Source organism: Kluyvera sp. (genome assembly GCF_965301105.1).
On sequence record NZ_CBDKZX010000001.1, the window covers coordinates 1 to 23716 of the forward strand.

The following is a 23716-nucleotide window of genomic DNA, read 5'->3' on the forward strand; positions in this document are numbered from 1 at the left end:
AGTCAGCGGTGACGATGCACTCTTCCGCCATGCCGCCGTCAACGGAGTAACCGGCGTTTTTCACGTCGCGGCACAGGGTTTCGTTGCCCGTATTACAATATTCGCAGTGGCCGCAGCCTTCGAAAAACCACGCCACGCTGGCACGATCGCCAACTTTCAGTGATTTCACACCGGGGCCGATTTCCTTCACGATGCCAATCCCTTCATGGCCCAGAATCACCCCGGTTTTATCGCCGAAATCGCCGTTCTTCACGTGGAGGTCGGTATGGCATACGCCACAGCACTCCATCGTCAGCAGGGCTTCCCCGTGCTTTAGCGGGCGTAAGGTTTTTTCGGTAACGTTGACCTGGTGGTCCTGTGTGACAACAGCAGCCTTCATGTGTATCTCCTTGTTCATGATGAGTATCTGCATAGCAGGTGTAATTCTCCTTAAGGATTAGTGGTTTGGCGCTGTAATGCAAGGCAATGGCAACATAATGTCATCATTTAAGCCGATTTCAGATTAAGAATACGGCGTTCCTCTAATAATTAAGGGGGGAAAATGCTGGCCCGGCGAGGTACTCGCCGGGCGCAGACTTACAGCTGTGCTTCTATCTCCTCAATCTCTTTACGCCATTGCGCCTGCAGCTGCGGCTTTTGATGCTTCGGCTTGCGCGCCAGATCGTCTTCCAGCAGCGTTTCCAGCGCGATCAGCCGCTCAAGCAGATCGTCATGCGGCGAGGGGTGAACCGTCGCGGCGACAGCGGGCGCAGTGGCTGTCACCAGCCCCGCGCGTTCACGCAGCCGCTCAAACACCGCTTCTGCATCGTGCCATTCGCTCAGCGTACCGTCCTCAATCAGCCAGAAACGGTTGCAGCTTTGGCTAATTAACTGACGGTCATGGCTGACCAGCAGCACGCCGCCTTCGAACTGCTGAAGGGTTTCTGCCAGCGCCGCTTTGCCTTCCATATCAAGGTGGTTGGTAGGCTCATCCAGCAACAGCAGGCTATAGCGGGCACGCGTCAGGCCAACGAACAGCAGGCGAGAGCGCTCGCCGCCGCTGAGCGTGCTGACGGTTTGTCCGTGACGCGCCCACGGGAAACCCGCGCTTATCAGCGCCATTTTGCGGTTCTGCGGATCCGGTGCGAACGGCTCCAGCGCGTCAAGCAGCGTGGCAGAGTCCGACAGTTGATTAAGCGTCTGGTCGTAATAGCCGGGCGACACGCGCGGATGGATTTTCAACCCGCTGTCTGCGGGCTTATCGGCAAACTGTTGCCAGATAAGCCTCATCAGCGACGATTTGCCGCAGCCGTTACGACCGACAATCGCCACGCGATCGCCGCTTTTCAGCCGCGCCATGTCGATGTTAAACAGCGGCGGTAGCCCGGGCGCAGGCGGGACGTCGAGGTTTTCCAGTTCCAGCAGACGGTCTGCCCGCAGCGCGTCGCCGCGCAGGGTTAACGTCCACTGACTGCCCGCCGTAAGCGCCGTCTGGCTCTCCCTGAGCCGCTCGACCTGTTTTTCCATCTGTTTGGCTTTGCGGGCAAGGTCTTCGTTGTCGTAGACCTTTCCCCAGGTCGCCAGCCGCTTCGCGCTGGCGGTGACGCGGTCGATCTCCTTTTGCTCCGCCTTGTGGCGCTGCGCGTCGCTTTCATCTTTTGCTTCAAGCGCCTTGCGTGCCGCCGTGCAGGGAAGGGCGAAGTAGTGCAGCATCTTATCGCGCAGGATCCAGCTGCCGTTGGTGACGGCATCCAGCAGCTGTCTGTCGTGCGAGACCAGCACGAAGCTCCCGGACCAGTTCTGCAGGAATTGTTCCAGCCACAGCAGGGTCGGTAAATCGAGGTGGTTGCTCGGTTCGTCCAGCAGGAGCAGATCCGGATCGTGGATCAACGCTCGCGCCAGCAGCAGACGCGTATGCTGCCCGCCGCTGAGCGTTGCGGATTGCAGCATCATATCCTGCGGCGTGAAGCCCATGCTTGCCAGCAGCGTTTCGGCTTTCCAGCGCTGGCTGTCGCGCTCAGCAAAAGGCAGCTGTGCGAGTACGGCATCCAGCATGGTCAGCGGGAAAATGGCGTCCGGGAGATGTTGCTCCACGCGTGCCATCAGGCAGTGCCCGGCCAGCGCTACCGTTCCGGCAGCAGGGGAATCTGTGCCGTCCAGCACCTTCAGCAGCGTACTTTTGCCGCAGCCGTTGTCGCCCAGCAGGCCAATGCGGTCGCCTTTTTTCAGCGTAAAGGAGAGTGAGTCGAAGAGCGTGCCAAACGCCGTATCAACGCGTAAAGATTGTGCAGTGAGTAAAGTGCTCATTGTTGCTTACCCAAGAGTTACAGGCATGTTTATGCCTCGTCAAACATCGCTGACGATAACTCAGTAAGCCCGAGAGAAGGGATTTCAGGGGTTGGTGTCTTCGCTCAAGCAGAAGTTATCGCAGCACGATACCGATAACGCTTGAGCTGGTGCGATCACCAAATGTATGTGAAACATTGAAAATTTCACAGTACAGCATAATTAGCCTCCTTTTCATGATGTCAGGTGATTCGGTGAATGCAGTGTAGCGGGTGTGTAATGTCTTTGCCACCAAAGATATTAGTTACAACATACATATGAAGTGTTAAAGATAAGACACATTCAGCATTGTGCATAACATCGTTTTCAACCAGAAGATTGAGTGAAGAACCCGGCGTCACGCTTGCTCAGCCGGGCTAATGGGACAGGTTAAATCGAGGTACGACGATAGCTGCGATATTCCGGCAGCCAGAAGTTCTCATCAATCGCTTCTTGCAGCGCGTCAGCAGAGGTATTCGTCGCGACCCCCTGTTGCTGCGCCATCTTACCCACCGCAAAGGCGATGGCACGCGAGACGATGTGAATATCCTTCAGCTCCGGAAGCACCAGTCCTTCGCCATGATTGGCAAGTGGAGAGTGTTTCGCCAGGGTTTCGCTCGCCGACATCAGCATTTCGTCGGTGATACGCGAAGCGCCGGAAGCGATCACGCCAAGACCAATCCCCGGGAAGATATAAGAGTTATTACACTGGGCGATCGGGTACACCTTATCTTTCCAGGTCACCGGCGCGAACGGGCTGCCGGTAGCAACCAGCGCCTGACCATCAGTCCAACTGATGATATCCTGCGGCGTGGCTTCTACGCGTGACGTCGGGTTCGACAATGGCATCACAATCGGACGCGGGCAGTGTTTGTGCATTTCACGAATAATCTCTTCCGTGAACAGGCCCGTCTGACCAGATACGCCAATCAGGATATTCGGCTTCACGTTACGCACCACATCGAGCAGTGAAATCTGCTCATTGTCATGCTGCCAGTCGTGAATTTTTTCCTGTTTTTGCACCAGTTTACTCTGGAACGGCAGCAGGTTAGGCATCTGGTCGGTCAGCAGACCGAAACGGTCGACCATAAACACGCGGCTGCGAGCCTGTTCTTCGCTCAGACCTTCACGCTGCATCTGCGAAATGATCTGCTCGGCGATGCCGCAGCCCGCAGAACCGGCCCCGAGGAAGACAATTTTCTGCTCATTCAACTGGCTACCCGCCGCGCGGCTTGCCGCAATCAGCGTGCCGACGGTGACCGCCGCAGTGCCCTGAATATCGTCGTTAAAGCAGCAGATTTCATCACGATAGCGATTTAACAGCGGCATCGCGTTTTTCTGCGCAAAATCTTCGAACTGCAGCAGCACGTTTGGCCAGCGCTGTTTCACGGCCTGGATAAAGTCATCAACAAACTGGTAGTACTCTTCGTCGCTGATACGCGGGTTACGACAGCCCATATACAGCGGGTCGTTCAACAACTGTTGATTGTTGGTGCCGACGTCCAGTACCACCGGAAGGGTGTAGGCAGGGCTGATGCCGCCGCAGGCGGTGTACAGCGAAAGCTTACCGATAGGGATCCCCATACCGCCGATCCCCTGGTCGCCCAGGCCGAGAATACGTTCTCCGTCGGTAACCACAATGACTTTGATGTTGTGGTTTGGCACATTTTGCAGGATATCGTCCATGTTGTGACGATTCTGATAAGAGATAAAGACGCCGCGCGCACGACGATAAATCTCAGAGAAACGTTCGCAGGCCGCACCGACAGTCGGCGTGTAGATAACCGGCATCATCTCATCGAGGTGGTTTTCAACCAGGCGGTAGAACAGCGTTTCGTTGGTATCCTGAATGTTGCGTAGGTAGATATGCTTATCGATTTCAGTTTTGAAACCCTGATATTGAATCCAGGCGCGCTCGGCCTGTTCTTCAATACTCTCGACAACCTCGGGCAGTAGCCCCAGCAGGTTGAAGTTGCTGCGTTCTTCCATACTGAACGCGCTGCCTTTATTCAGCAGCGGAAATTCCAACAGAACCGGCCCCGCATAAGGGATATACAGGGAACGATTTTTCTTGCCTGGTAACATCTGACTTAACTCCGTTATCTTCACTCCAGACCCAGCGGCGGGTGCAGCGCGCAAGATTATAGAGCAACGCTTAACATGATGGTGACAAATCGATAGAAAGGGCACAAAAAAGCGGGTGACTGCCTAAAAGCTCGGCAATTTCAGGTTTGTTTGATGGTCTTTCGTGGTGACAGTGTCACTTTTAAGCTGAAGTAAGAAAAGAGGTTGCCGCCAATTCTGGCGACAACCTGCACTTTTAGCGTGCCTGGAACATAATGGTGTCGGAAGTGAAGCTGCCATCCGCGGCAATAGCGAAATGCTCGCGTACCTCATGAGAGACTTTTTCTTGCAGGTAACGAATGGCCTCAATGATATTGTCCGGCGTTTTCATCCGCGCAACCCAGGAGGAGAACTCCAGGTGCAGCGTATCGCCAACCAGTTTATCGACGACCATTCCCCGGTTATTGACCATCGCCAGCCATTCGCCTTGCGAATAATTGCGAATGTGCGATGGATCGCGCAGCATTTCAATGGTTTGCAGCCACACATCCAGAATCGCTTTTCCCGGTGATGCAATATCCATCATGATAAAGCGGCCACCTGGTTTCAGGACGCGGCGAATCTCCATCAGCGCCGCCTGCATATCGTGCCAGTGGTGGGCGGAATAGCGGCTGATAACGATATCAAAGCTGTTATCGCCAAATAGCAATATTTCTGCCGGGCCTTGCGCACAGGTAATGTTGTTGAGCCCACGTTTTTGCGCTTCCTCGGCAACCACCGCCAGCATCCCTTCAGAGAGATCGTATGCCGTCACCTGTGCAACCTGTGTCGCGGCGGTAAAACTGGCGTGCCCGGCGCCACAGCCAACATCCAGTACCGTGGCCTCGCTATCTTCGGATAACCATTCGCTCAGGCGCCGCAAATCGGCTCCCTGGGCGTGGACATTGCTCTGTAAATAGGCCGCCGCCTGACCGCCAAACTGTGACTTCACCAATGCTTCATGATGGTTGTTCATACCCGTCTTCCTCTGTTGTTATGTTCTTGTTACAACGGACTATACGCCGGGATTAATACGGGTACAATATTGGCACTTATACTGGTATATCGAGTTACTACCATGGACAAAAGCGGGCTGACAGGGCCAGAAGCGTTGGGGACATTTTTACGGGTGAAGCGCGAAAGCACCTCGCCGGAAATGTTGGGCATTCCCGTTCTTTCACGCCGGAGAACGAAGGGGCTACGGCGTGAAGAGGTCGCACAAATGAGCGGTATCAGTACCACCTGGTACACCTGGCTGGAGCAGGGGCGTGATATCACCGTTTCCGCACAAACGCTCTCTGGTATTGCCATGGCGCTGCGGCTCAAACCCGCAGAGCGTGAATATCTCTTTTTGTTGGCGCATAAGAGCGACCCACTCAGCGAACAGGTACCTGCGGTAGAACAGACGATTCTGTCTACCGTGCATCACGTCTCGGAACCTTGCTATCTGCTGGATCTCACCTGGCAGGTGCTGGCGTGGAATAAAGGCGCTGAGACGCTGTTTAGCGGCTGGCTGGGCACCGAACCCGCACCCAATATGATGACTTTTATGTTCCAGCATCCGCTGGCGCGCACGCTGGTCGATAACTGGGAAGCGCGTGCGCGGCGTATCGTCGCTGAACTCCGTTCAGATGCGATTCATTATCCGAAGGACAGTACGCTTAACGCGTTTGTGCAGCAAATGAGCGATAACAGCCGTGATTTTCGCGAATTCTGGTCTCAGCAGCAGGTCATTGTACGTGAAGGGGGCGAACGCGTTTTTCATCATGCGGTAAAAGGTGACATCACCTATCGGCAACTGAGTTGGCAGCTGGCAAGTAACCGGGCGTTAAAAATGATCATGCTGGTCCCGGAGAGTGATTCGCAGCATTCTGTTACTCGGTAAATAGCCTCATAAAACAACGACGTAGCCAGGTGTTGGCGGCGTCCTGATGAACGTGACTGTGCCAGAACAGGTTAATCTGAATACGGGGTAACTCATAGGGCAACGGACGAATAATCAGCCCGAAGCGCTGCGCGGTTTGCAGCGCCAGCTTCTCCGTCACGGTGACGATAAAGTCGGTCTCACTGAGAATATAGGGGATTGCCATAAAATGCGGCACGCAGAGCGGGCTCAGATCGGTCACGCCCGCTTTGGCAAATAGCTCAAAAATCCGTTTATGCCCGGAATCCTGGGCCATCACTTTGATGTGCTGCGCAGCCCGGAAGGCCTCTTCATCAAAGGGAACGGTGCTCAACGGATGGTCTTTGCGCATCAGGCACACATAGCGCTGATCGAATAGTCGGCGCTGATAAAACCCCGCCTCGAGCTGCGGCAGCAGGCCAATGGCCAAATCGACACCGCCATTCTCCATCTCAATTTTTAACGGTACCGCCGTGTCGCGCACGGTGGTAATTCGTACCCCAGGCGCTTCTTTGCTGAGCAAATTCATCAGCCGCGGCAGCAGATAAATTTCACCAAGGTCGGTCATCGCCACGCGAAATTCTCGCTGACTGCCACAGGGATTGAACGTATTACGGTAGTTCAGCGTTTTTTCTAGTGTGCTCAATACCTCATCGACATCGCCCGCAATGGCTTCTGCATAGGGCGTCGGGCGCATCCCGCGCGACGCTTTTTCAAATAATTCATCGCCCAACATAATACGCAGGCGCTTTAGCGCATGGCTTACCGAAGGCTGAGTGAGCCCCATAATTTCCGCAACACGCCCGGTATGACGCTCGCTGTACATATGGCGAAAGACCACCAGAAGATTGAGATCCACTTCGTTTAAACGTGACATAGATATCGTTATCAATCCGATTAATAACCGCTATAAACCGTACGGCATATCTCACCGCTCCGTTTTTTTATACGCTTTGTTAACAAAATGACAACATTGAAGGTAAGGAACTGTGATGCAAGTGGATTTCACTCCGGTTAACCGCCAGGTCACCGCTACCCCCGGCAGCAATCTGCTGGACGTCTTACGCGAGCAACAAATTCCTATCTCATACAGCTGCATGGCGGGGCGCTGTCAGACCTGTCGCTGTAAGGTGGTTAGCGGTAACGTCGAACAAATTCTGCCGGATGATGTGCCAGAAATGGCGGCGGGTGAGGTGCTGGCCTGTTGTACCACGCTGCACTCGGCGTGCACCATTGAGCTGCCGCCCGCCGATGAGATCGTGGTGCATCCGGCGCGAACGTTAAAAACCACGGTGACGGCATTTTCACCGCTGTGCCACGACGTATGGCAGCTTCGCCTGAAGCCCGCCAAACCCTTTACCTGGTCAGCCGGACAGTTTGTCAGACTGACGTTTCCCGGCGGCGGTCAGCGCAGCTACTCAATGGCAGGGCTCCCGCAGGACGATGAGCTGGAGTTTCATATTCGCATTGTCTCTGATGGGCGTGTCACTCCGGGCCTGGTCGAGAGCCTGACGCCGGGGACGATGATCAAACTCAATGGTCCGATGGGTGGCAGCTGGCTGCGACAAAAACATGACGGCCCAATGCTGTGCGTCGCCGGCGGCACTGGCCTGGCGCCGCAACTCTCTATTATTCGTGCGGCGCTGGCAGCCGGGATGGCTAACCCCATTCATCTTTACTACGGCTGCCGATGGGCTAGCGATCTCTACGGTGTGGATCAGTTGGAGTCGCTCGCCCAAACCTATCGCAATTTCCGTTACCACCTCGTTCTGAGTCAGGAAACCCCATCCGCAGTGTACCGCACAGGCCGACTGCCCGCAGCTGTCGCCCTGGATCTTCCCGCCTTAACCGGCTGGAAAGTTTACCCCGCCGGACCACCGGCAATGGTCGAAGCCATGAGCCTTCAGGCTCGCGCCCTGGGCGCGCGGGCTGACGATATTCATGCCGACGCGTTTTATTACCAACCGTAATGTCGTTTCCCGGATAGATAACGAAAAGGAGTCATGATGAGCTTCACCTCTGCACCCAATAGCAATTTACTCTGGCCTGACGACGGCACCAGCCGCATTCCTTACTGGGCCTATACCCGCGACGATATCTACCAGCGCGAACTGGAGAAAATTTTCTACGGCAAACACTGGTGCTACGTGGCGCTGGAAGCGGAGATCCCGGAACCGGGCGATTTTGTCCGCAGCGTGGTGGGCGAACGCTCGGTGATTGCCGTACGCAACCCGCAGGGCGAGATCAACGTGGTTGAAAATGTCTGTGCCCACCGTGGAATGCGCTTCTGTCGGGAAAAATCCGGCAACCGCACGGATTTTGTCTGTCCCTATCATCAATGGAATTACGACCTCGACGGTAACCTGCAGGGCGTGCCATTCCGCCGCGGCGTCAAGCAGGATGGTAAAGTGAACGGCGGGATGCCTAAAGATTTTAACCCCGCGGAACACGGGCTGAAAAAACTCAACGTCGCCTGCCATAACGGCGTGGTATTCGCCTCATTTTCGTACGATGTCGAGCCGCTTGAGCAGTATCTGGGCCCGGAAATTCTGGCCTATTTTGAACGTGTCTTCAGTGGTCGTCAGTTGAAGTTACTGGGTTATAACCGTCAGCGTATTCCTGGTAACTGGAAGCTGATGCAGGAGAACATTAAAGATCCGTACCACGCAGGCCTGCTACACACCTGGTTTGTTACTTTTGGACTATGGCGCGCCGATAATCGCTCCCAGTTGATTATGGATGATCAATACCGCCACGCGGCGATGATCAGCCGTAAAGGCAACGGCGGTAAAAGTGCGGTCACTCAAGGCGTGAGCAGCTTTAAAGAGCAGATGCAACTTAACGACGCCAGTTTCCTCGACGTGGTAGAAGAGCCCTGGTGGAATGGCCCGACGGTGGTGATGATGACGCTGTTTCCGAGTCTGGTGGTCCAGCAGAACGTCAACTCCATGTCGGTGCGCCATATCCAACCGCGAGGCCCAAACGAATTCGATTTCGTCTGGACCCATTTTGGCTTTGCCGATGACGACGACGAAATGACGCAACGTCGCCTTAAACAAGCCAATCTGTTCGGCCCAGCGGGTTTTGTGTCTGCGGATGATGGCGAAGTGGTGGAGTTCTCCCAGCAAGGCTTCCATCACAATGACCATCGCCGCACGCTCGCGGAAATGAACGGTACCGGCTATGAAAATACCGATCATATGGTTTCGGAAAGTTTAATTCGTGGGATGTATCACTACTGGCGCGGCGTACTGGAGATTTAACATGATGATTAACCCTGAAATCTGGCAGCAGTTGGTCGCGCTGCAAACGGCGTACAGCGACATTGTCGACCGCGCAGAATGGGCGAGATGGACAGAACTGTTTACCGACGACTGTTGCTACAAGGTGATTCCACGCGAGAATTACGATCGCCAACTGCCGCTATCGACCATCAACCTGGAAAGCAAAGGGATGCTGAAGGATCGCATCTATGGTATCGCCGAGACGCTGTTCCACGATCCGTACTACCAACGTCACGTCGTGGGGCTGCCGCATATTCTGGCGATGGACGAGAAGGGCATTACCGCGCGTACTCACTATGCGGTTTTTCGCACCAAATCAGATGGGCATAGCGAAATGTTTAATGTCGGATACTACCTCGACACGGTGGTCCAAACCGCGGAAGGGCTACGATTTGCCAGCCGTCTGTGTATTTTTGATAGCGAACTGGTGCCCAACTCGCTGATCTATCCAATTTAAGGGGATAACGATGTCTGATAGCTGGATCTTAGCCGCTTTGCTGGCCGAACTGCCAGAAGATGATGTGATTGGCGTGGAGGTTAATGGCCGCGATATTGCGCTGTATCGCACCGATGAAGGCATTTTCGCCAGCGATAACCGTTGCTCACACGGCAATGCTCGCCTTAGCGATGGTTTTCTGGAAGACGGTGAAATTGAGTGCCCGTTGCATCAGGGACGTTTTTGCATCAAAACCGGAAAAGCGATGTGTAGCCCATTGACCGAGGGGGTGACGATTTACCCGGTGCAGGTTGAGGAAGAAAAGGTGTATCTCAAGTTTTCCTGATACCCATTGGCCCGGTACTCGCCGGGCCAAAAATGTTGCCAAAAAGTAAATTCCGAAATGGTCTCCTCGCTTTCGTAGAACGAAAATGTCTGTTGCAGACTCTCTTCTTGCTTTTTCTCTTGCCGCACAGGTACTCACGCTAATCAATTAACTCATGGCTGAATAATCGTTAAATGATATCTTTTTCAAAGAAGGGGAACTTAAGATATTCCTTTTCCCGGAAAAGGATGTTTGACCATGCCAGCAACACAACGCAGAACTATAATCGAGACTCATCAGATTGAGATAGGCTCTAAGTTAATTACAGCATTGGAAAACGCTAGCACACCTCTTAATCAGAGCATTAGCTCAACGCGTGAAAAATGGTAATAACATGATTAAAATGAATCCACCCATACTTTACATTAAAGCTCATCTATTCAAGAGCACTGTGGCCGCAGTTAGTTTGGCTGAAAAGAATAAGACCTCTAACAACATTTGCTTTGCCAAAAGATTACTTGAGGTGAAAAATAGCCCTGAAAACTTGGGGAAAGATAAACCAGTTATTTATAATGGTATGAAAATGCTGCGCTCAGAGAAGTATGCACATCTTCTTTCCCGTACGAATGCTTTATTTCCAGCGCTGCCCGCCAAAGATTATGCTCAAAATAATAATGTGGAGGCCGAGTATAATAAAATAAATGAGCTTACGCAGTCTTTTCAGTATATCACCGTTCCGAATCTTCAGCGTTACAACGATATAGGTACAGCTGTATGTTCACAGATTCGAACATCAAACGGCACGGCTATGCCAGCAAATAAGATTTCGATTAACGGTCAAGAAATTGCAATGCGCTGCCAGTATCCCAAAGCTAATCATATGGCCGAGCATTGCCGGATGTTGCTGGAGCAAAAGCCAGCAGTGGTCGTTGTGTTATCCTCATCAAATGATATTGCCGATAAAGGACTTCCTATGTATTTTTGTGAAAGTGGGAATTATGATGGCATACAGGTTGCCATCGCGCCAAAAATTAACAAAAATACAAGAGTAAAAGTAAACACGCAAATTGGAAATTTAATGTTAAATCATTATAGCATGAAGATTAATGATGGGCAGAAGGAAAGTACGCATTCAGTTACCCATGTTACAAATTGGCCCGACAAAACCTCAATTAACGTGATGGAATTAAATGAATTGACTCGTTATGTCAAGAATAAAATAAGCGATAAATGCGCGGAAAATAATAATCTTAGTGAAATACCACTGATTCATTGCAATGCCGGGGTTGGCCGCACCGGTACGTTAATCGGGGCAATGGCATTAGCTGATAACGCCAATCAACATAGCGTTGAAAATATTGTTCTGAATATGCGGAAAACGGGCTCTGGAAAGATGGTGCAAACTTTGGAACAATACCAAACGCTATGCGAATTTAATGAGATGTTAAGGACAGGGCAGCCGTAAGCGCTTCATAGGATTAGCGTTAAGCAGCCGCTAGCGCCTGGACAATCAGTTGCTCCAGTAGCAAATGTGCCGGGTGTTGTGCCGATAAACTGGCGGGATTATGTTTTAACGTGATTCCCATAACGCCCGGCGAAGGCAGTCGGGCGTTTACCGTTCTTAGATTCGCTGGCATGCCGACCCGCGTACGGACGGCAAGCCCCAAGCCCGCCTGAACCGCGGCCCAAATACCGCCCAGACTATGGCTAACGAATACCACACGCCAGGGAATTCCCGCGTTATCCAGGGCTGCCGTGGCACGAGCGCGCATCAGGCAGGGGTGTTCAAACATCACCAGGGGAATGGGCTCTCCGTCGGCAAGTAATTGATCAAGAACCCCATTTTCTGAGCCAATCCACTCCAGCGGCCGTACGTCTAACAGTTTGCCATCGCTTGCGCTGAGGTCCGGCTGCCAGAACAGGGCCATATCCAGAGCCTGTTCAGCAAGAGCCTGCTGTAAGGGGTCATTACGGTCAACTTTCGCCATGATCCTGACGTCAGGATGCTGATAATGAAATTGTCCCAGAATGCCAGGCATCAACGACTCGCCAAAGTCCTCCTGCATGCCAATACGTATTTCGCCTTGTAACTGGGCACCTTTGATGGCTTGTTGTGCTTCATCGCTCAAGGCCAACAGGCGACGTCCGTAAGCCAGCAATATTTCTCCCTGAGAAGTGAGCTGGAGGTGACGACCTTTTTTCATCACCAGCGCGGTACCGCACTGGTGCTCGAGCTTTTTGAGCTGAGCGCTGACTGCAGATGTTGACCGGCAAAGCTGCGTGGCCGCCTGGGCGAAACTACCGCACTCAATACCGGTTATAAAACTACGTAACGCGTCCAGATCCAGTGCAGGAAGCCTCTTTTGCATATTCATCCTTTTTATCAGGACGGTTGGTCCTGAACTATTCGATATTCAGGACACTACTGTTGCGCCAGTATGAGGGGACTGTCAATACGGAGAACCATTATGTCGTCATCACTGGATCGTCATACCCTGGCAAAAATAGCCCCAAAACTTGCCGAAGTGAGCAGCCAACTCCTTTTCAATGATATCTGGCAGAGGGAAGACCTCTCTCCACGCGACCGTAGCCTGATAACCCTGTCCGCGCTAGCGGCGATGGGGCGCACACAACAGATACCCTGGCACCTGGACTTTGCACGTCAAAACGGTCTGCAGCAGGAAGAGATCATAGAGGCCTTTACGCATCTGGCTTTTTATATCGGCTGGCCCGCAGCCGTCACGGCGCTGGGCTGCATCAGTGAAAAGGAGGAACGATCATGCCCTTAACGCGCATAACGCTGGGTGATATCTATAGCGATACACAGATAGCAAAGGTGTCGACGATTCTTCATCAAAGCCTGGTCGATAGCTTTGCTGTTCCCGTTGAAGACTGTTTTCAGTTGATCGATAAATTGCCGGCCAATCAGCGCATATTCAATACTCACTACCTTAGCGGTGGACGTAGTGAAGGATTTGTCCTGATACAGATCACCGCAGGCCGGCCGCGAACGCGGGAACAAAAGCAAAGCTTTTATCGCATGCTGAACGAACGTCTTGAACGTGAACTGGCTATCTCACCGGATGATGTGATGATAATTATCCAGTTCAACCAGGCTGAGGACTGGAGTTTTAGCCGCGGTGAAATGTTTTGTCCCTAACTCAAAGGGCAGCGCAGGCTGCCCTTGTTATGTTATGCCGATAATTGTTCGACCACTTCAGCGACGCTGAGAATCTGTTTGATACCGCCAATACCGGTACCCAGTGAGATATAGCCTTCATCGGTGTTGCCTTCCAGCATACCAAGGCGTAAACCACGCAGGCCGCCCATCACGCTGGCTAACTCTTCTTTACTGGCGCCTGCTTTATCGAGTGCGACCAGTTTCTCTGCCAACTTCCCAGGCAGCGAGCGATAGTAGTCGGGCAGGGTGCGGAACAACCGCAAATCAAGGCCGTTCGCCGCGACAATTTTCTCTTTAACTGACTGCGGTACACGGTTTTCCACGGTGCTGATGAACACGGAACCCGCGAATATCCCTTCAGCGCCCAGCGCATAGGCGGCTTTGGCCGTACGCTTATCAACGATACCGCCGGCGGCAAGAACCGGAACGTTTTCCACGGCATCGACAATCAACGGGACAATAGAGAACGTCCCCAGCGCGGTACCTGGCAGAGTGCCACCTTCATCAAAACCGGTGGCGACAATCATATCGGCGCCGGCATGTTCCGCTGCACGGCTGTTGGCGGGCGTCGGGTTAATGTCGCGATAGATAATGACGATACCGGCCGCTTTCAGCTCATCAAACAATTCAGGAATAATCGCACCGTCGCTGTAGCCAGTATAAACCACGGCTTTTACCGCTTCTTCTTTGATCACCTGTAGGATTCCCGGTGTCCAGATATCATTCTCCGCTGAAGGGATCAGGTTTACGGCGAACGGTTTTTCGGTCAGTTTTTTGGTTTTGCGAATCTCTTCGCGCATTTTCTCTGCGGTTTCTTCCGGCGTTGAGACGGCGGTCTCAGCGGTCAACCCGGCATTTGGCCCCAGCACACCTAGGCCCCCGGCATTACTGACAGCAGCGACCAGACGCGCATCGGTCAACCAGGAAAGAGGGCCCTGAATGACTGGTTTTTCGATTCCTAAAATCTGACATATACGGTTATTTTTCATGATGTTATTTCCTTGTTACAGCGCGAATTCGCTGGAATAAGGGCAGTGTAGAGAGGTTTATTATTCAGAAAAATAGTGAAAAATGTTCATCACTATTATTAAATTAGTAACAATGGGGCGATGACAGAAAAGGGGCGTGTACTATGCAGATGAATCTATTTGAAAATATTAAAATATTTATCGAAATCATCGATTCCGGCAGTTTCACGCAGGCCGCGGAAAACCTGCAAATTCATCGTCCCGCCGTGACCAGGGCGGTACAACAACTGGAACAACATAGCGGGGTGCGGCTGCTGCAACGTACCACGCGCCGCATCTATCTGACGCCGGAAGGCGAAGAGTTTTACCGGCGCAGTAAGCCACTGCTGTCCCAGGCCGATGATTTACTGGAATCCTTTTCACCGGACCGGCCGCTACATGGTCAGTTGCGCGTTGATATGCCCATTGCCTTTGCTCGCCTGGTCGTCGTACCTAAACTGCAGGAGTTCTATCAAGCTCACCCGGATCTCGAGATTATCCTGAGCAGTAGCGACGTGCGTCGCGACATGCTGCGTGACGGTCTTGACTGTGTGCTGCGTGTAGGAGAGCTGGACGACGGAGACTATGTGGCTCGCCCATTGGGAACCGTGAAAAGAATGACCTGCGCCAGCCCACACTACCTTGCGCAATACGGCACGCCAGAAACCCTTGCCGACCTTCAGCATCATCATGCCGTGAACTGGATTATCAGCAACGACCGCGAAGTCATTCCCTGGCACTTTGTGACACCCGCTGGCATCGAAGAGATCACCTTGCCGGGCAAGTTGATCCTCGATAACTCGGAAGTGTATATTGCGGCAGGCCTCGCCGGGCTTGGCCTGCTTCAGGGGATGAATTTCTTCTTACAGCCGTATATCGACAGCGGCCAATTGGTGGAGGTGCTGCCAGACTTCCCGTGCCCGTCGCGCAAACTGTCGCTGCTTTACCCTCATCGCCATTTATCGCATAAGGTGAGGGTGTTTGCCCAATGGCTGGAAGGGTTGCTGGGCTGCCTGCGTTAATGGCTTAGAGAATGCCTTTGTGCGCCACGTAATAGAGCAGCATAATCGTTTTGCCATCAACAATCGCGCCGCTATCAATGGCGGCCAATGCTTCGTTAAAGGTCATCTCCAGTACTTCAATATCTTCGCCCTCCGCTGCCAGGCCGCCGCCGGTGCTCACTTTGTGTATCGCGGGTGACAGGACCAAAGCCGGCGACAAACAAAACATTCAGAGCGGGTAAACCGGGAACCATACTTCCTCCTGAAGATACCGTGAACAATGCGGACATAACGTTAATTTATACGTCAGGGGGTAACGAGGCAATTGCGGTTTCAGATTTGGTGATGGTCAACGCAGTATGGCGAGGATTTGAGCGGCGCAGTGAGCAAGATAATCATAACCACAAAATGCTGGATTCTGCCTGACTTCATGTTAGTGCGCATAATGTATATTATGTTAAATCAAAGATAATCTACAGCCAGTCGTTCTTCATCACTATAGCCAACCACCTGTCCCCGCATTCTGTTCTGCTTTTCCTCACCCCCCTGGTTTTCGCCAGATCCATCACATTATAAATAGAACTCATACCTGTGGCTGGTTTTTCGAACCAGACACAATTCGTCGCCTGCCTTAAGTTGTATGCGAACGTTCATCACATAACACAAACAGAACATTCATACCGCCTGCTTAAGGAAGTCACTCTATGAATCAAACAAACATCGTTGATGTAAAGGCGTGGATCGATGCCCGGCCAATATCACGTTTTCAATGGCATGTCCTGCTCCTTTGCTTTCTTATCATTATGCTTGATGGTTATGACGCCGCAGTTATGGGCTTTATTGCTCCTGCGTTAATTGAAGACTGGGGCATCAGTCGCGCACAGCTAGGCCCGATACTGGGCGCTGCCATGTTCGGCGTCGCTATCGGTGCTTTGGTCGCTGGGCCGTTGTCGGATCGTTATGGCCGCAAGCGGATCCTGCTCTGGTCAGTTGCTTTGTTCGCTCTTTTCAGCCTGGCTGCTGCAGCCGCGCAGAGTCCGCTACAAATGGCGCTGATGCGCTTTCTCACCGGGTTAGGTTTAGGGGCTGTCATGCCAAACTGCGTCACGCTAGTTGCGGAATACATGCCTGAACGCCGTAAAGGCTTAATGATTACCCTGATGTACAGTGGATTTAATGTCGGCTCCGGACTGGGTGGATTTATTGCCGCGGCTCTGCTTTCACACTATAGCTGGCATTCGGCGCTGATTTTCGGAGGTGTGCTACCGCTGGTTCTGCTGCCCATTATGATCGCCCTGCTGCCAGAGTCGGCTATGAGCATGGTCGCCCGCCGAGTGCCAACAGAAAAAATTGCCAACGTGCTGAATCGTCTGGGTGGAAACTTCAATAAAAATAATATCTTCACATTGAATACCCCACAGATATCGCGCAGCAGTAAGGTGATTCAACTGTTTCGTCACGGATACGCCAGAGGGACAGTGGCATTATGGCTGACCTATTTTATGGGACTGTTTGTCATTTACCTGCTTAATGGCTGGCTACCTACTATTCTGCGTTCCGGAGGCCTCTCACTGCAGCAGGCTGCAATCATCACCGGCTTGTTCCAGCTTGGTGGCCCACTTGGCGGTATTATCGTCGGCTATATGATGGACCGCACCGCCGCCAAAAAAGTCATTGCCCTTACCTATTTCCTTGGTTGTCTGTGTCTGTTAGCGCAAGGACTGATGGATTTCGGTTCAGTGGCGCTGGCGGTACTGATTTTCATCAGCGGGATGTGCATTAATGGGGCGCAAAATGGTCTTCAGGCTTATTCCCCCGCCTATTACCAAACGGAAATTCGCGCCACGGGCGTAAGCTGGATGCACGGCATCGGCCGCACTGGGGCGATTCTGAGCTCTACGCTCGGCGGCGTCATCATGCTGGCTGTTCCGGGGCACTCATCCATTTTCCTGGTGCTCGCTTTGCCAGCATGTCTGGCGGGCATTGCTATTTTGTTGCACCGTATGAACCGAAAAGAACCTCGAGCAACAGAGGCAGAAATAAGCGCACTCGAGCAAACCCTGCGTAACCGATAACTGGAGTTTCATTATGGCCCGAATACTTGGCGGTATTGCCGTCTCACACACGCCGACGATTGGTTTCGCGGTTGATCACCACAAACAGCAGGATCCGGCGTGGTCCCCTATTTTCCAAAGCTTCGAGCCCCTCCAGCGCTGGCTTGATGAGAAAAAGCCCGATGCGCTGGTCTACATCTTTAACGATCATGTGACCGCATTTTTCTTTGACCACTATTCCACGTTTACCCTCGGAATTGACAAAGAGTATGGCGTAGCGGACGAAGGCGGCGGCCCGCGCAATCTGCCGCCGGTAAAAGGCGATGCGGCACTCTCGCGGCATATTGGTGCAAGCCTGATGGCCGATGAGTTTGATATGTCGTTCTTTATGAATAAAAAACTGGACCACGGATTGTTTTCCCCCCTGTCGGCGCTTCTGCCCTGGCAGCAAGAAGAGGGATGGCCAACCCGCGTGATCCCGCTGCAAATCGGCGTACTGCAATTCCCTGTGCCGAGCGCAAAACGTTGCTATAAGCTGGGCCAGGCATTACGTCGTGCCATCGAAAGCTATCCGGAGGATATTGACGTGGCGATTGTCGCCACCGGCGGGCTGTCGCACCAGGTTCACGGGGAACGCTGCGGATTCAACAATACCGACTGGGACGCGCAGTTTGTCGACATGCTCGTTAACGACCCGGAAAAACTCACCGAAATGACCATCAGTGAATATGCGACGCTGGGCGGCATGGAAGGCTCAGAGGTTATTATGTGGCTGGTGATGCGTGGCGCCCTTTCGGCCAATGTCACTGAGACCTGGCGTGATTACTACCTGCCCTCAATGACCGGCATTGCCACGCTGATTCTGGAAAATAACGCCCGCACGCCGCCGGTGGACACCCTGGCCCGCCACCGCCAGCATATGGCGCTGCAACTGGCTGGTGTTGATAACCTGCCGGGAACGTATCCTTTTACGCATGAGCGCAGTCTGAACGGCCTGCGGCTGAACAACTTCCTGCATAAGCTGACGCAGCCCACCTGGCGCCAGCGTTTCCTGAGTGCGCCGCAGGCACTGTATGAGGAGGCCGGGCTGAGCGAGGAGGAACAACGTCTGCTGACCGAACGCGACTGGCGTGGTTTGATCCAGTACGGCGCGAGTTTTTTCCTGCTGGAGAAAATGGGCGCAGTGGTCGGCGTATCGAATCTGCATATTTACGCCGCCATGCGTGGTCAAACGCTGGAGGAATTTCAGAAAACGCGAAACCAGCAGGTCACCTATTCTGTCGCTGGCAGCCGTTAACCTTTCGCTACGTGGTTATGAATAAAAGTGAGCAAGGCTTGCGTAGCGGGTGACGGTAGGCTCCCTTCCCGGAAGGTCAGCCCGATACGGCGTGTAGTATCGGGCAGGCGGACAGGCAAAACGGTGAGCAGCCCGTTGTCAATTTCATAGCGCATTTGGCTTGTAGAGACCGCAGCCAACATATCGGAGTGAAGCAGCAGGCCACGCACCATTGCAGCATCACCGGTTTCAACACAGGGCTGTGGTAGAGGCAGCCCTGAGATGAGAAACGCATTGTCCAGCAGATGCCGCGCCGGAGCGTTTGAGCGAGGCAGCACCCACTGCGCCTGCCCCAGCTTGCTCCGGGGATCAGGATCGTGTAGCAATGGATGGTCATTGCGCGCCAGAATCAGCATATCTTCTTCAAAGAGCGCCTCGCTTGCCAGGTCGGGGAGATCCTCATCCTGGCGCAGGGCGCCAATAATAAAATCAATATTGCCTGCACGCATGTCCGACACCAGAGACTCATACGGGCTCTCGTTGGTCATTATTGTGATGTTGGGATGGCACGCCAGGAAACGGGCGATCGCGCCGGGTAGCAGTTGTGTCCGGCTAAGCGGCAGCGCACCGATACGCACGCTTCCCTGTAGCACGCCACGCCGGGCGGCGAGATCGCTCCAGATATTATCCAGTTCGTTCAGCGACCGACTGATGTGAGGATAAAGTACGTCTGCCGCCGCTGTCGGACGAACCCCTTCCGGAGTACGGCGAAACAGCGGCGCATCGGCCCCTTTCTCCAGAATTTTAAGCGCTGCGCTGATGGCCGGCTGCGTCACCCCGAGCTGCGTCGCGACGGTCTGGGTATGATTGACATGATACAGTTGAATAAAAATTTCCAGTCGACGGGTATGAAAGAGCCAGCCTGCATCCGGCAGCGCGTTAGACGCGCTGGTGCGCACCCTCAATTTTTGCATCAGGGCCGGAACTGCCTGTAAATCCTCTACCGCCCGCCTGGCGCGCGGTAATATGCATTTCCCGTACTCCGTAAGCACCATACCGCTGTAGTGACGCTCGAAAAGAATGACGTTCAGTGAGGCTTCCAGGTCGCGTATTGCACGTGTAATGGCAGACTGTGTACGAAATAAATCATCGGCGGCACGGGAAACACTGCCCCTTAACGCGACCTGACAGAAAAAGCGTAGCTGCATAATATTTATCGATTTGCTTCGTATTTTTCTCTGCATGATCGGCCCAGCGCCACTCAATGAACTTAATAACAACATAAATAAAAATCATAGCGTTCACAAGTTAACGAATTACCTTCCTGCGACGGAGCATGACAAGCTGACAAAAAACAACAGAGGAAGTCATCATGTCCCAACCGATTCGTGAAAAAAGTGCCCTTGTCGTTAGCGCCCACTCCGCTGATTTCGTCTGGCGTGCAGGCGGCGCGATAGCCCTGCACGTCGAGCAGGGCTATCAGGTGCATATCGTCTGCCTGTCGTTCGGCGAGCGCGGGGAGTCCGCTAAACTGTGGCGCAAAGGCAATATGACTGAAGAAACTGTAAAACATCATCGTCGGGAAGAAGCGCAGGCTGCTGCCAACATTCTCGGGGCCAGCGTAGAGTTTTTTGATATTGGTGACTATCCGCTGCGTGCCGACAAAGAGACACTGTTCCGCCTGGCGGATGTTTATCGTCGGGTGCAGCCACACTTTGTTCTGACTCACTCCATGCAGGATCCCTATAACTACGATCATCCGATGGCGTCGAACCTGGCACAGGAAGCCCGCATTATCGCCCAGGCCGAAGGATACCGTCCTGGTGAACCTGTCGTGCAGGCACCGCCTGTCTATTGCTTTGAGCCGCATCAGCCTGAGCAGTGCAGTTGGAAGCCGGACGTTCTGCTGGATATCACCCACGTCTGGGACAAAAAGTATCAGGCAATCCAGTGCATGCAGGGCCAGGAACACCTGTGGGAATACTATACTCGCGTGGCGCTCCAGCGGGGCGTGCAGGCTAAACGTAATATCGGCATCACCGCGGCACGTGACATCGTGCATGCCGAAGCTTTCCAGAGCATCTTCCCTCGTGTGACGGAGAACCTTGCATGAACCTGCTTAACCGTAAAGGCATTGTCATCCGCTCCCTTCCCCGCCACGACAACACCGCCCTGCGTCAGTTCAGCGCGGCGGGGGTAGCTACGCTTCACGAAGCTTATGACCGACAGGGGCTTATGGCCCCGTACATCAGACCAATACAACAGGGCATATGCCGTGCCGGAAACGCGGTCACCGTGCTGGTCACGCCCGGCGACAACTGGATGTTCCACGTTGCCGTCGAGCAGTGCCGTCCGGGCGATATCCTCGTGGTAGCCCCTACTTCCCCCTGCGGGGATGGTTTTTTTGGCGACCTGCTGGCCACGTCGTTACAGTCGCGCGGCGTCGTGGGTCTGGTGGGTGATATCGGCATCCGTGATTCGCATACCCTCCGCGAGATGGGCTTTGCCGTCTGGTCCCGGCAGGTTTACGCCCAGGGTACGGTGAAAGAGACGCTGGGCTCGGTTAACGTCCCGATTATCTGTGCAGGCCAGCTGGTGACGCCGGGGGATGTGATTGTCGCCGACGACGACGGCGTGGTGGTCATTCCGCACGGGCTTGCCCGCGAGGTGCTGGTAAAAGCCGAAACCCGAATAGCGAATGAAGAAGCGAAACGAGAGCGGATGGGGAGCGGCGAACTGGGGCTGGATATCTACGCAATGCGCCCGCGCCTCGCCGAGAAAGGGCTGCGTTATTACGATAGCGCCGAAGACGTGGAGAGTTAAACATGGCACAACGCAGAATTCCCTGCCTACTGATGCGCGGAGGCACCTCGAAGGCGGCCTGCTTTCTCGCGGACGATTTACCGGTAGAACCCTCAATGCGCGACGCGGTGCTGCTAGCGGCGATGGGATCGCCCGATACACGTCAAATCGACGGTATTGGCGGTGCCGACCCGTTGACCAGTAAGGTGGCGATTATTCGCCGCTCGGCGCGGCCAGATGCCGATGTCGATTATCTTTTTGCCCAGGTAAACGTCGATCGTGCCGTGGTCGATTACGGTCAAAACTGCGGCAACATTCTTGCTGCTGTTGGACCTTTTGCCATTGAACGCGGCCTGGTGGACTGCGTCGCTCCCCTGACCCGGGTGCGCATCTATATGGAGAACACCGGCCAGCTTGCGGTTGCAGAAGTGCCCTGTGACAACGAAGGCGTGGAGTATGCGGGCGACACCCGCATTGATGGCGTACCCGGTACGGCCAGTAAAATTGTGCTCAATTTTCTCGACGTGGCGGGATCAAGCTGCGGCGCGCTGCTCCCGACCGGACGGGCTCGCGATCGCTTCGACGGCATCGATGTCACCTGTATCGATAATGGTATGCCGGTGATCCTTGTCCGTGCCAGCGACCTCGGGCGCACGGGTTATGAGACCCGTGAACAGCTCGACGCCGACGATGAGCTGAAGCAGCGGCTGGAGTCTATTCGCCTGCAGGCCGGACCGCGCATGAATCTGGGCGATGTGTCGCAACGCACGGTTCCTAAAATGACGCTAATTGCCAGGCCGCGCGCCGACGGAGCCATCAGCAGTCGTACCTTTATTCCGCACCGCTGCCATACCTCGATTGGCGTTTTCGGCGCGGTGAGCGTCGCCAGCGCCTGTCTTATTGAAGGTTCAGTGGCGCAAGAGTTGGCGAGTCTTGAGCGTATGCCAGAACTGAGCGTTGAGCACCCAACTGGTGAATTCGGCGTGGCGCTCCAGCTCGCCGATAACGGCCAACTGACTGGCTGCGGCCTGCTGCGCACGACGCGACTGCTGTTCACCGGCGACGTTTGTATTCCGGCCAGTGTATGGCCGCGTGAGGAGCTGTAATGACGACAATAACATTTATAGGCTATGGTGAAGCAGGAGGCATTCTTGCGGATGCACTGGCAAAAGAGAACCCGGTCACCGTCTGGGATTGCAAGTTTAATGGTCCAGAACGCGATGCGATGATAATGAAGGCGCGCCAGGGAGGCGTGCGGGCAGCAATCTCCCTGGCCGACGCGTTGACAGGCGCCGAGCTCATCTTTTCCACCGTCACCGCGGGATCCGCGCTGGATGTCGCGTCACAAGCAGCCCTGCCGATGACGGATAAGCAGTATTTTCTTGACCTTAACTCCGTCGCCCCGCAGACCAAGCGGCAGGCTGCCGAACGCTTTAAGTCCGGCACTTACGTCGATGTCGCGGTGATGGCGCCTGTTCCCCCCGCAGCACTCAGAACGCCTTTGCTGATCGGGGGCCCACAGGCACAAGCCATCGCCGAATTACTGACCGCGCTCGGATGTCATGCGCGCTACGGCGGGAACGACATTGGCAGCGTCTCGGCAATCAAGATGTGCCGCAGCGTCATGATCAAAGGACTGGAGGCGCTTACCGCCGAATGCCTGTTCGCCGCCCACCAGTACGGCGTTGAGGAAGCGGTGCTGGCATCACTCCACGCCAGCTTCCCCTCATTGGGCTGGAATGATTCCTTCCCTGGCTACCTGATAAGCCGCGTTGCCGAGCATGGCATCCGACGCAGCGAAGAGATGGAAGAAGTGGTCAAAACCCTTCGCGATGCCGCGGGAGAGAGCGTGATGAGTCAGGCGACGGCGATAGCCCAACGCCACCTGCCAGAACGTATGGCCGCGCTAGGAATTACCTATGCGCAGCTTGAGCCGTTTAACTGGAAAGCGCTGACAGCGTTGCTTAAAGAACATATTTAAACGTCCCGAACAACGTGTCAGGAAAGTAGATCAAAATACCGTGAAGCCCTGACGACTGA

General features: G+C 54.0%; 23 protein-coding genes and 1 pseudogene. 15 read left to right on the forward strand and 9 right to left on the reverse strand.

What is annotated here, in order from left to right:
* From ACW14G_RS00005 to ACW14G_RS00020, 4 genes are all read right to left on the reverse strand, one after another.
* Window positions 1-379, reverse strand: a 379-nt coding sequence (locus tag ACW14G_RS00005) for an alcohol dehydrogenase catalytic domain-containing protein (RefSeq protein WP_455648410.1), incomplete at its 3' end; no start/stop codon positions are given.
* Window positions 380-576: 197 nt separating this feature from the next.
* Complete coding sequence (locus ACW14G_RS00010) at window positions 577-2286, reverse strand: ABC-F family ATP-binding cassette domain-containing protein (RefSeq protein WP_455648411.1); 1710 nt, start codon at window positions 2284-2286, stop codon at window positions 577-579.
* Between the two features lie 408 nt (window positions 2287-2694).
* Entirely contained in the window at window positions 2695-4389 is a 1695-nt protein-coding gene (locus tag ACW14G_RS00015) for an NAD-dependent malic enzyme (protein WP_163445586.1), read from the reverse strand.
* A gap of 235 nt (window positions 4390-4624) precedes the next feature.
* Window positions 4625-5383, reverse strand: a complete 759-nt coding sequence (locus ACW14G_RS00020; protein WP_249021811.1) for a class I SAM-dependent methyltransferase — start codon at window positions 5381-5383, stop codon at window positions 4625-4627.
* Between the two features lie 102 nt (window positions 5384-5485).
* Here ACW14G_RS00020 and ACW14G_RS00025 point away from each other — a divergent pair, with 102 nt between their 5' ends.
* Window positions 5486-6292 (forward strand): helix-turn-helix transcriptional regulator, encoded by an 807-nt coding sequence (locus ACW14G_RS00025; RefSeq protein WP_249021810.1) that lies wholly within the window; start codon window positions 5486-5488, stop codon window positions 6290-6292.
* Here the strand turns inward: ACW14G_RS00025 and ACW14G_RS00030 are convergent.
* Window positions 6282-7187 (reverse strand): LysR family transcriptional regulator, encoded by a 906-nt coding sequence (locus tag ACW14G_RS00030; RefSeq protein ID WP_249021809.1) that lies wholly within the window; start codon window positions 7185-7187, stop codon window positions 6282-6284. The two genes, ACW14G_RS00025 and ACW14G_RS00030, sit on opposite strands and share 11 nt — an antisense overlap.
* A 115-nt stretch (window positions 7188-7302) precedes the next feature.
* Here ACW14G_RS00030 and ACW14G_RS00035 point away from each other — a divergent pair, with 115 nt between their 5' ends.
* The 5 genes from ACW14G_RS00035 (at window position 7303) to ACW14G_RS00055 (ending at window position 11820) form a co-directional block, all read left to right on the forward strand.
* The gene (locus ACW14G_RS00035; protein ID WP_249021808.1) at window positions 7303-8280 is read left to right on the forward strand and encodes a 2Fe-2S iron-sulfur cluster-binding protein; all 978 of its coding nucleotides are present in this window, start codon (window positions 7303-7305) and stop codon (window positions 8278-8280) included.
* A 33-nt stretch (window positions 8281-8313) separates the two neighbouring features.
* On the forward strand, window positions 8314-9573 hold the full coding sequence (locus ACW14G_RS00040; protein WP_249021807.1) for an aromatic ring-hydroxylating dioxygenase subunit alpha: 1260 nt from the start codon (window positions 8314-8316) through the stop codon (window positions 9571-9573).
* 1 nt (window position 9574) lies between these two features.
* Window positions 9575-10051 (forward strand): aromatic-ring-hydroxylating dioxygenase subunit beta, encoded by a 477-nt coding sequence (locus ACW14G_RS00045; RefSeq protein ID WP_249021806.1) that lies wholly within the window; start codon window positions 9575-9577, stop codon window positions 10049-10051.
* Between the two features lie 10 nt (window positions 10052-10061).
* Entirely contained in the window at window positions 10062-10376 is a 315-nt protein-coding gene (locus tag ACW14G_RS00050; protein ID WP_249021805.1) for a non-heme iron oxygenase ferredoxin subunit, read from the forward strand.
* A gap of 373 nt (window positions 10377-10749) precedes the next feature.
* Window positions 10750-11820, forward strand: a complete 1071-nt coding sequence (locus ACW14G_RS00055; protein ID WP_249021804.1) for a protein-tyrosine phosphatase family protein — start codon at window positions 10750-10752, stop codon at window positions 11818-11820.
* Window positions 11821-11839: 19 nt separating this feature from the next.
* Here the strand turns inward: ACW14G_RS00055 and ACW14G_RS00060 are convergent, their stop codons facing one another.
* Complete coding sequence (locus ACW14G_RS00060; protein ID WP_249021803.1) at window positions 11840-12724, reverse strand: LysR substrate-binding domain-containing protein; 885 nt, start codon at window positions 12722-12724, stop codon at window positions 11840-11842.
* 96 nt (window positions 12725-12820) lie between these two features.
* Here ACW14G_RS00060 and ACW14G_RS00065 point away from each other — a divergent pair, with 96 nt between their 5' ends.
* Both ACW14G_RS00065 and ACW14G_RS00070 read left to right on the forward strand, forming a co-directional pair.
* Entirely contained in the window at window positions 12821-13144 is a 324-nt protein-coding gene (locus ACW14G_RS00065) for a carboxymuconolactone decarboxylase family protein (RefSeq protein ID WP_223804186.1), read from the forward strand.
* Window positions 13135-13515 carry a tautomerase family protein gene (locus ACW14G_RS00070; protein WP_249021802.1) on the forward strand — a complete coding sequence of 127 codons (381 nt, stop codon included), beginning with the start codon at window positions 13135-13137 and terminating at the stop codon, window positions 13513-13515. The genes ACW14G_RS00065 and ACW14G_RS00070 overlap by 10 nt, the downstream gene beginning before the upstream one ends.
* 32 nt (window positions 13516-13547) lie before the next feature.
* On the opposite strand, the gene ACW14G_RS00075 is transcribed toward ACW14G_RS00070, so the two are convergent.
* A complete protein-coding gene (locus ACW14G_RS00075; protein WP_167575835.1) occupies window positions 13548-14525 on the reverse strand; it encodes an NAD(P)H-dependent flavin oxidoreductase in 978 nt (325 codons plus the stop codon).
* A 149-nt stretch (window positions 14526-14674) separates the two neighbouring features.
* On the opposite strand from ACW14G_RS00075, the gene ACW14G_RS00080 reads away from it, so the two are divergent.
* Window positions 14675-15565: a LysR family transcriptional regulator gene (locus ACW14G_RS00080; RefSeq protein WP_249023321.1), complete on the forward strand. Its 891-nt coding sequence runs from the start codon at window positions 14675-14677 to the stop codon at window positions 15563-15565.
* A gap of 4 nt (window positions 15566-15569) precedes the next feature.
* Here ACW14G_RS00080 and ACW14G_RS00085 read toward each other — a convergent pair.
* Window positions 15570-15716: pseudogene (locus tag ACW14G_RS00085) on the reverse strand (GDP-mannose pyrophosphatase); the annotation flags it as partial.
* A gap of 532 nt (window positions 15717-16248) precedes the next feature.
* Between ACW14G_RS00085 and ACW14G_RS00090 the strand changes: the two are divergent.
* Together ACW14G_RS00090 and ACW14G_RS00095 are read left to right on the forward strand one after the other, a co-directional pair.
* A complete protein-coding gene (locus ACW14G_RS00090) occupies window positions 16249-17619 on the forward strand; it encodes an MFS transporter (protein ID WP_249023266.1) in 1371 nt (456 codons plus the stop codon).
* Between the two features lie 13 nt (window positions 17620-17632).
* Complete coding sequence (locus tag ACW14G_RS00095) at window positions 17633-18895, forward strand: gallate dioxygenase (protein WP_163446357.1); 1263 nt, start codon at window positions 17633-17635, stop codon at window positions 18893-18895.
* On the opposite strand, the gene ACW14G_RS00100 is transcribed toward ACW14G_RS00095, so the two are convergent.
* The gene (locus ACW14G_RS00100; RefSeq protein ID WP_163446511.1) at window positions 18892-20118 is read right to left on the reverse strand and encodes a LysR substrate-binding domain-containing protein; all 1227 of its coding nucleotides are present in this window, start codon (window positions 20116-20118) and stop codon (window positions 18892-18894) included. The genes ACW14G_RS00095 and ACW14G_RS00100 overlap by 4 nt on opposite strands.
* Before the next feature lie 128 nt (window positions 20119-20246).
* On the opposite strand from ACW14G_RS00100, the gene galB reads away from it, so the two are divergent.
* From galB to ACW14G_RS00120, 4 genes are read left to right on the forward strand one after another with little or no spacing between them, the layout of a single operon-like run.
* Window positions 20247-20987 (forward strand): 4-oxalmesaconate hydratase, encoded by a 741-nt coding sequence (gene galB, locus ACW14G_RS00105; protein WP_249023265.1) that lies wholly within the window; start codon window positions 20247-20249, stop codon window positions 20985-20987.
* The gene (locus ACW14G_RS00110; protein ID WP_249023264.1) at window positions 20984-21697 is read left to right on the forward strand and encodes a 4-carboxy-4-hydroxy-2-oxoadipate aldolase/oxaloacetate decarboxylase; all 714 of its coding nucleotides are present in this window, start codon (window positions 20984-20986) and stop codon (window positions 21695-21697) included. Before galB ends, ACW14G_RS00110 begins: the two co-directional genes overlap by 4 nt.
* A 2-nt stretch (window positions 21698-21699) precedes the next feature.
* A complete protein-coding gene (locus tag ACW14G_RS00115; protein WP_249023263.1) occupies window positions 21700-22782 on the forward strand; it encodes a 4-oxalomesaconate tautomerase in 1083 nt (360 codons plus the stop codon).
* On the forward strand, window positions 22782-23657 hold the full coding sequence (locus ACW14G_RS00120) for an NAD(P)-dependent oxidoreductase (RefSeq protein WP_249023262.1): 876 nt from the start codon (window positions 22782-22784) through the stop codon (window positions 23655-23657). The genes ACW14G_RS00115 and ACW14G_RS00120 overlap by 1 nt, the downstream gene beginning before the upstream one ends.
* The last annotated feature ends 59 nt before the right edge of the window (window positions 23658-23716 follow it).

Bases quoted from the DNA above. Each gene is read 5' to 3' on its own strand.
- ACW14G_RS00010 (WP_455648411.1), bottom strand. From the start codon at position 2,286: ATGAGCACTTTACTCACTGCACAATCTTTACGCGTTGATACGGCGTTT.
- ACW14G_RS00015 (WP_163445586.1), bottom strand. From the start codon at position 4,389: ATGTTACCAGGCAAGAAAAATCGTTCCCTGTATATCCCTTATGCGGGG.
- ACW14G_RS00020 (WP_249021811.1), bottom strand. From the start codon at position 5,383: ATGAACAACCATCATGAAGCATTGGTGAAGTCACAGTTTGGCGGTCAG.
- ACW14G_RS00025 (WP_249021810.1), top strand. From the start codon at position 5,486: ATGGACAAAAGCGGGCTGACAGGGCCAGAAGCGTTGGGGACATTTTTA.
- ACW14G_RS00030 (WP_249021809.1), bottom strand. From the start codon at position 7,187: ATGTCACGTTTAAACGAAGTGGATCTCAATCTTCTGGTGGTCTTTCGC.
- ACW14G_RS00035 (WP_249021808.1), top strand. From the start codon at position 7,303: ATGCAAGTGGATTTCACTCCGGTTAACCGCCAGGTCACCGCTACCCCC.
- ACW14G_RS00040 (WP_249021807.1), top strand. From the start codon at position 8,314: ATGATGAGCTTCACCTCTGCACCCAATAGCAATTTACTCTGGCCTGAC.
- ACW14G_RS00045 (WP_249021806.1), top strand. From the start codon at position 9,575: ATGATGATTAACCCTGAAATCTGGCAGCAGTTGGTCGCGCTGCAAACG.
- ACW14G_RS00050 (WP_249021805.1), top strand. From the start codon at position 10,062: ATGTCTGATAGCTGGATCTTAGCCGCTTTGCTGGCCGAACTGCCAGAA.
- ACW14G_RS00055 (WP_249021804.1), top strand. From the start codon at position 10,750: ATGATTAAAATGAATCCACCCATACTTTACATTAAAGCTCATCTATTC.
- ACW14G_RS00060 (WP_249021803.1), bottom strand. From the start codon at position 12,724: ATGCAAAAGAGGCTTCCTGCACTGGATCTGGACGCGTTACGTAGTTTT.
- ACW14G_RS00070 (WP_249021802.1), top strand. From the start codon at position 13,135: ATGCCCTTAACGCGCATAACGCTGGGTGATATCTATAGCGATACACAG.
- ACW14G_RS00075 (WP_167575835.1), bottom strand. From the start codon at position 14,525: ATGAAAAATAACCGTATATGTCAGATTTTAGGAATCGAAAAACCAGTC.
- ACW14G_RS00080 (WP_249023321.1), top strand. From the start codon at position 14,675: ATGAATCTATTTGAAAATATTAAAATATTTATCGAAATCATCGATTCC.
- ACW14G_RS00090 (WP_249023266.1), top strand. From the start codon at position 16,249: ATGAATCAAACAAACATCGTTGATGTAAAGGCGTGGATCGATGCCCGG.
- ACW14G_RS00095 (WP_163446357.1), top strand. From the start codon at position 17,633: ATGGCCCGAATACTTGGCGGTATTGCCGTCTCACACACGCCGACGATT.
- ACW14G_RS00100 (WP_163446511.1), bottom strand. From the start codon at position 20,118: ATGCAGAGAAAAATACGAAGCAAATCGATAAATATTATGCAGCTACGC.
- galB (WP_249023265.1), top strand. From the start codon at position 20,247: ATGTCCCAACCGATTCGTGAAAAAAGTGCCCTTGTCGTTAGCGCCCAC.
- ACW14G_RS00110 (WP_249023264.1), top strand. From the start codon at position 20,984: ATGAACCTGCTTAACCGTAAAGGCATTGTCATCCGCTCCCTTCCCCGC.
- ACW14G_RS00115 (WP_249023263.1), top strand. From the start codon at position 21,700: ATGGCACAACGCAGAATTCCCTGCCTACTGATGCGCGGAGGCACCTCG.
- ACW14G_RS00120 (WP_249023262.1), top strand. From the start codon at position 22,782: ATGACGACAATAACATTTATAGGCTATGGTGAAGCAGGAGGCATTCTT.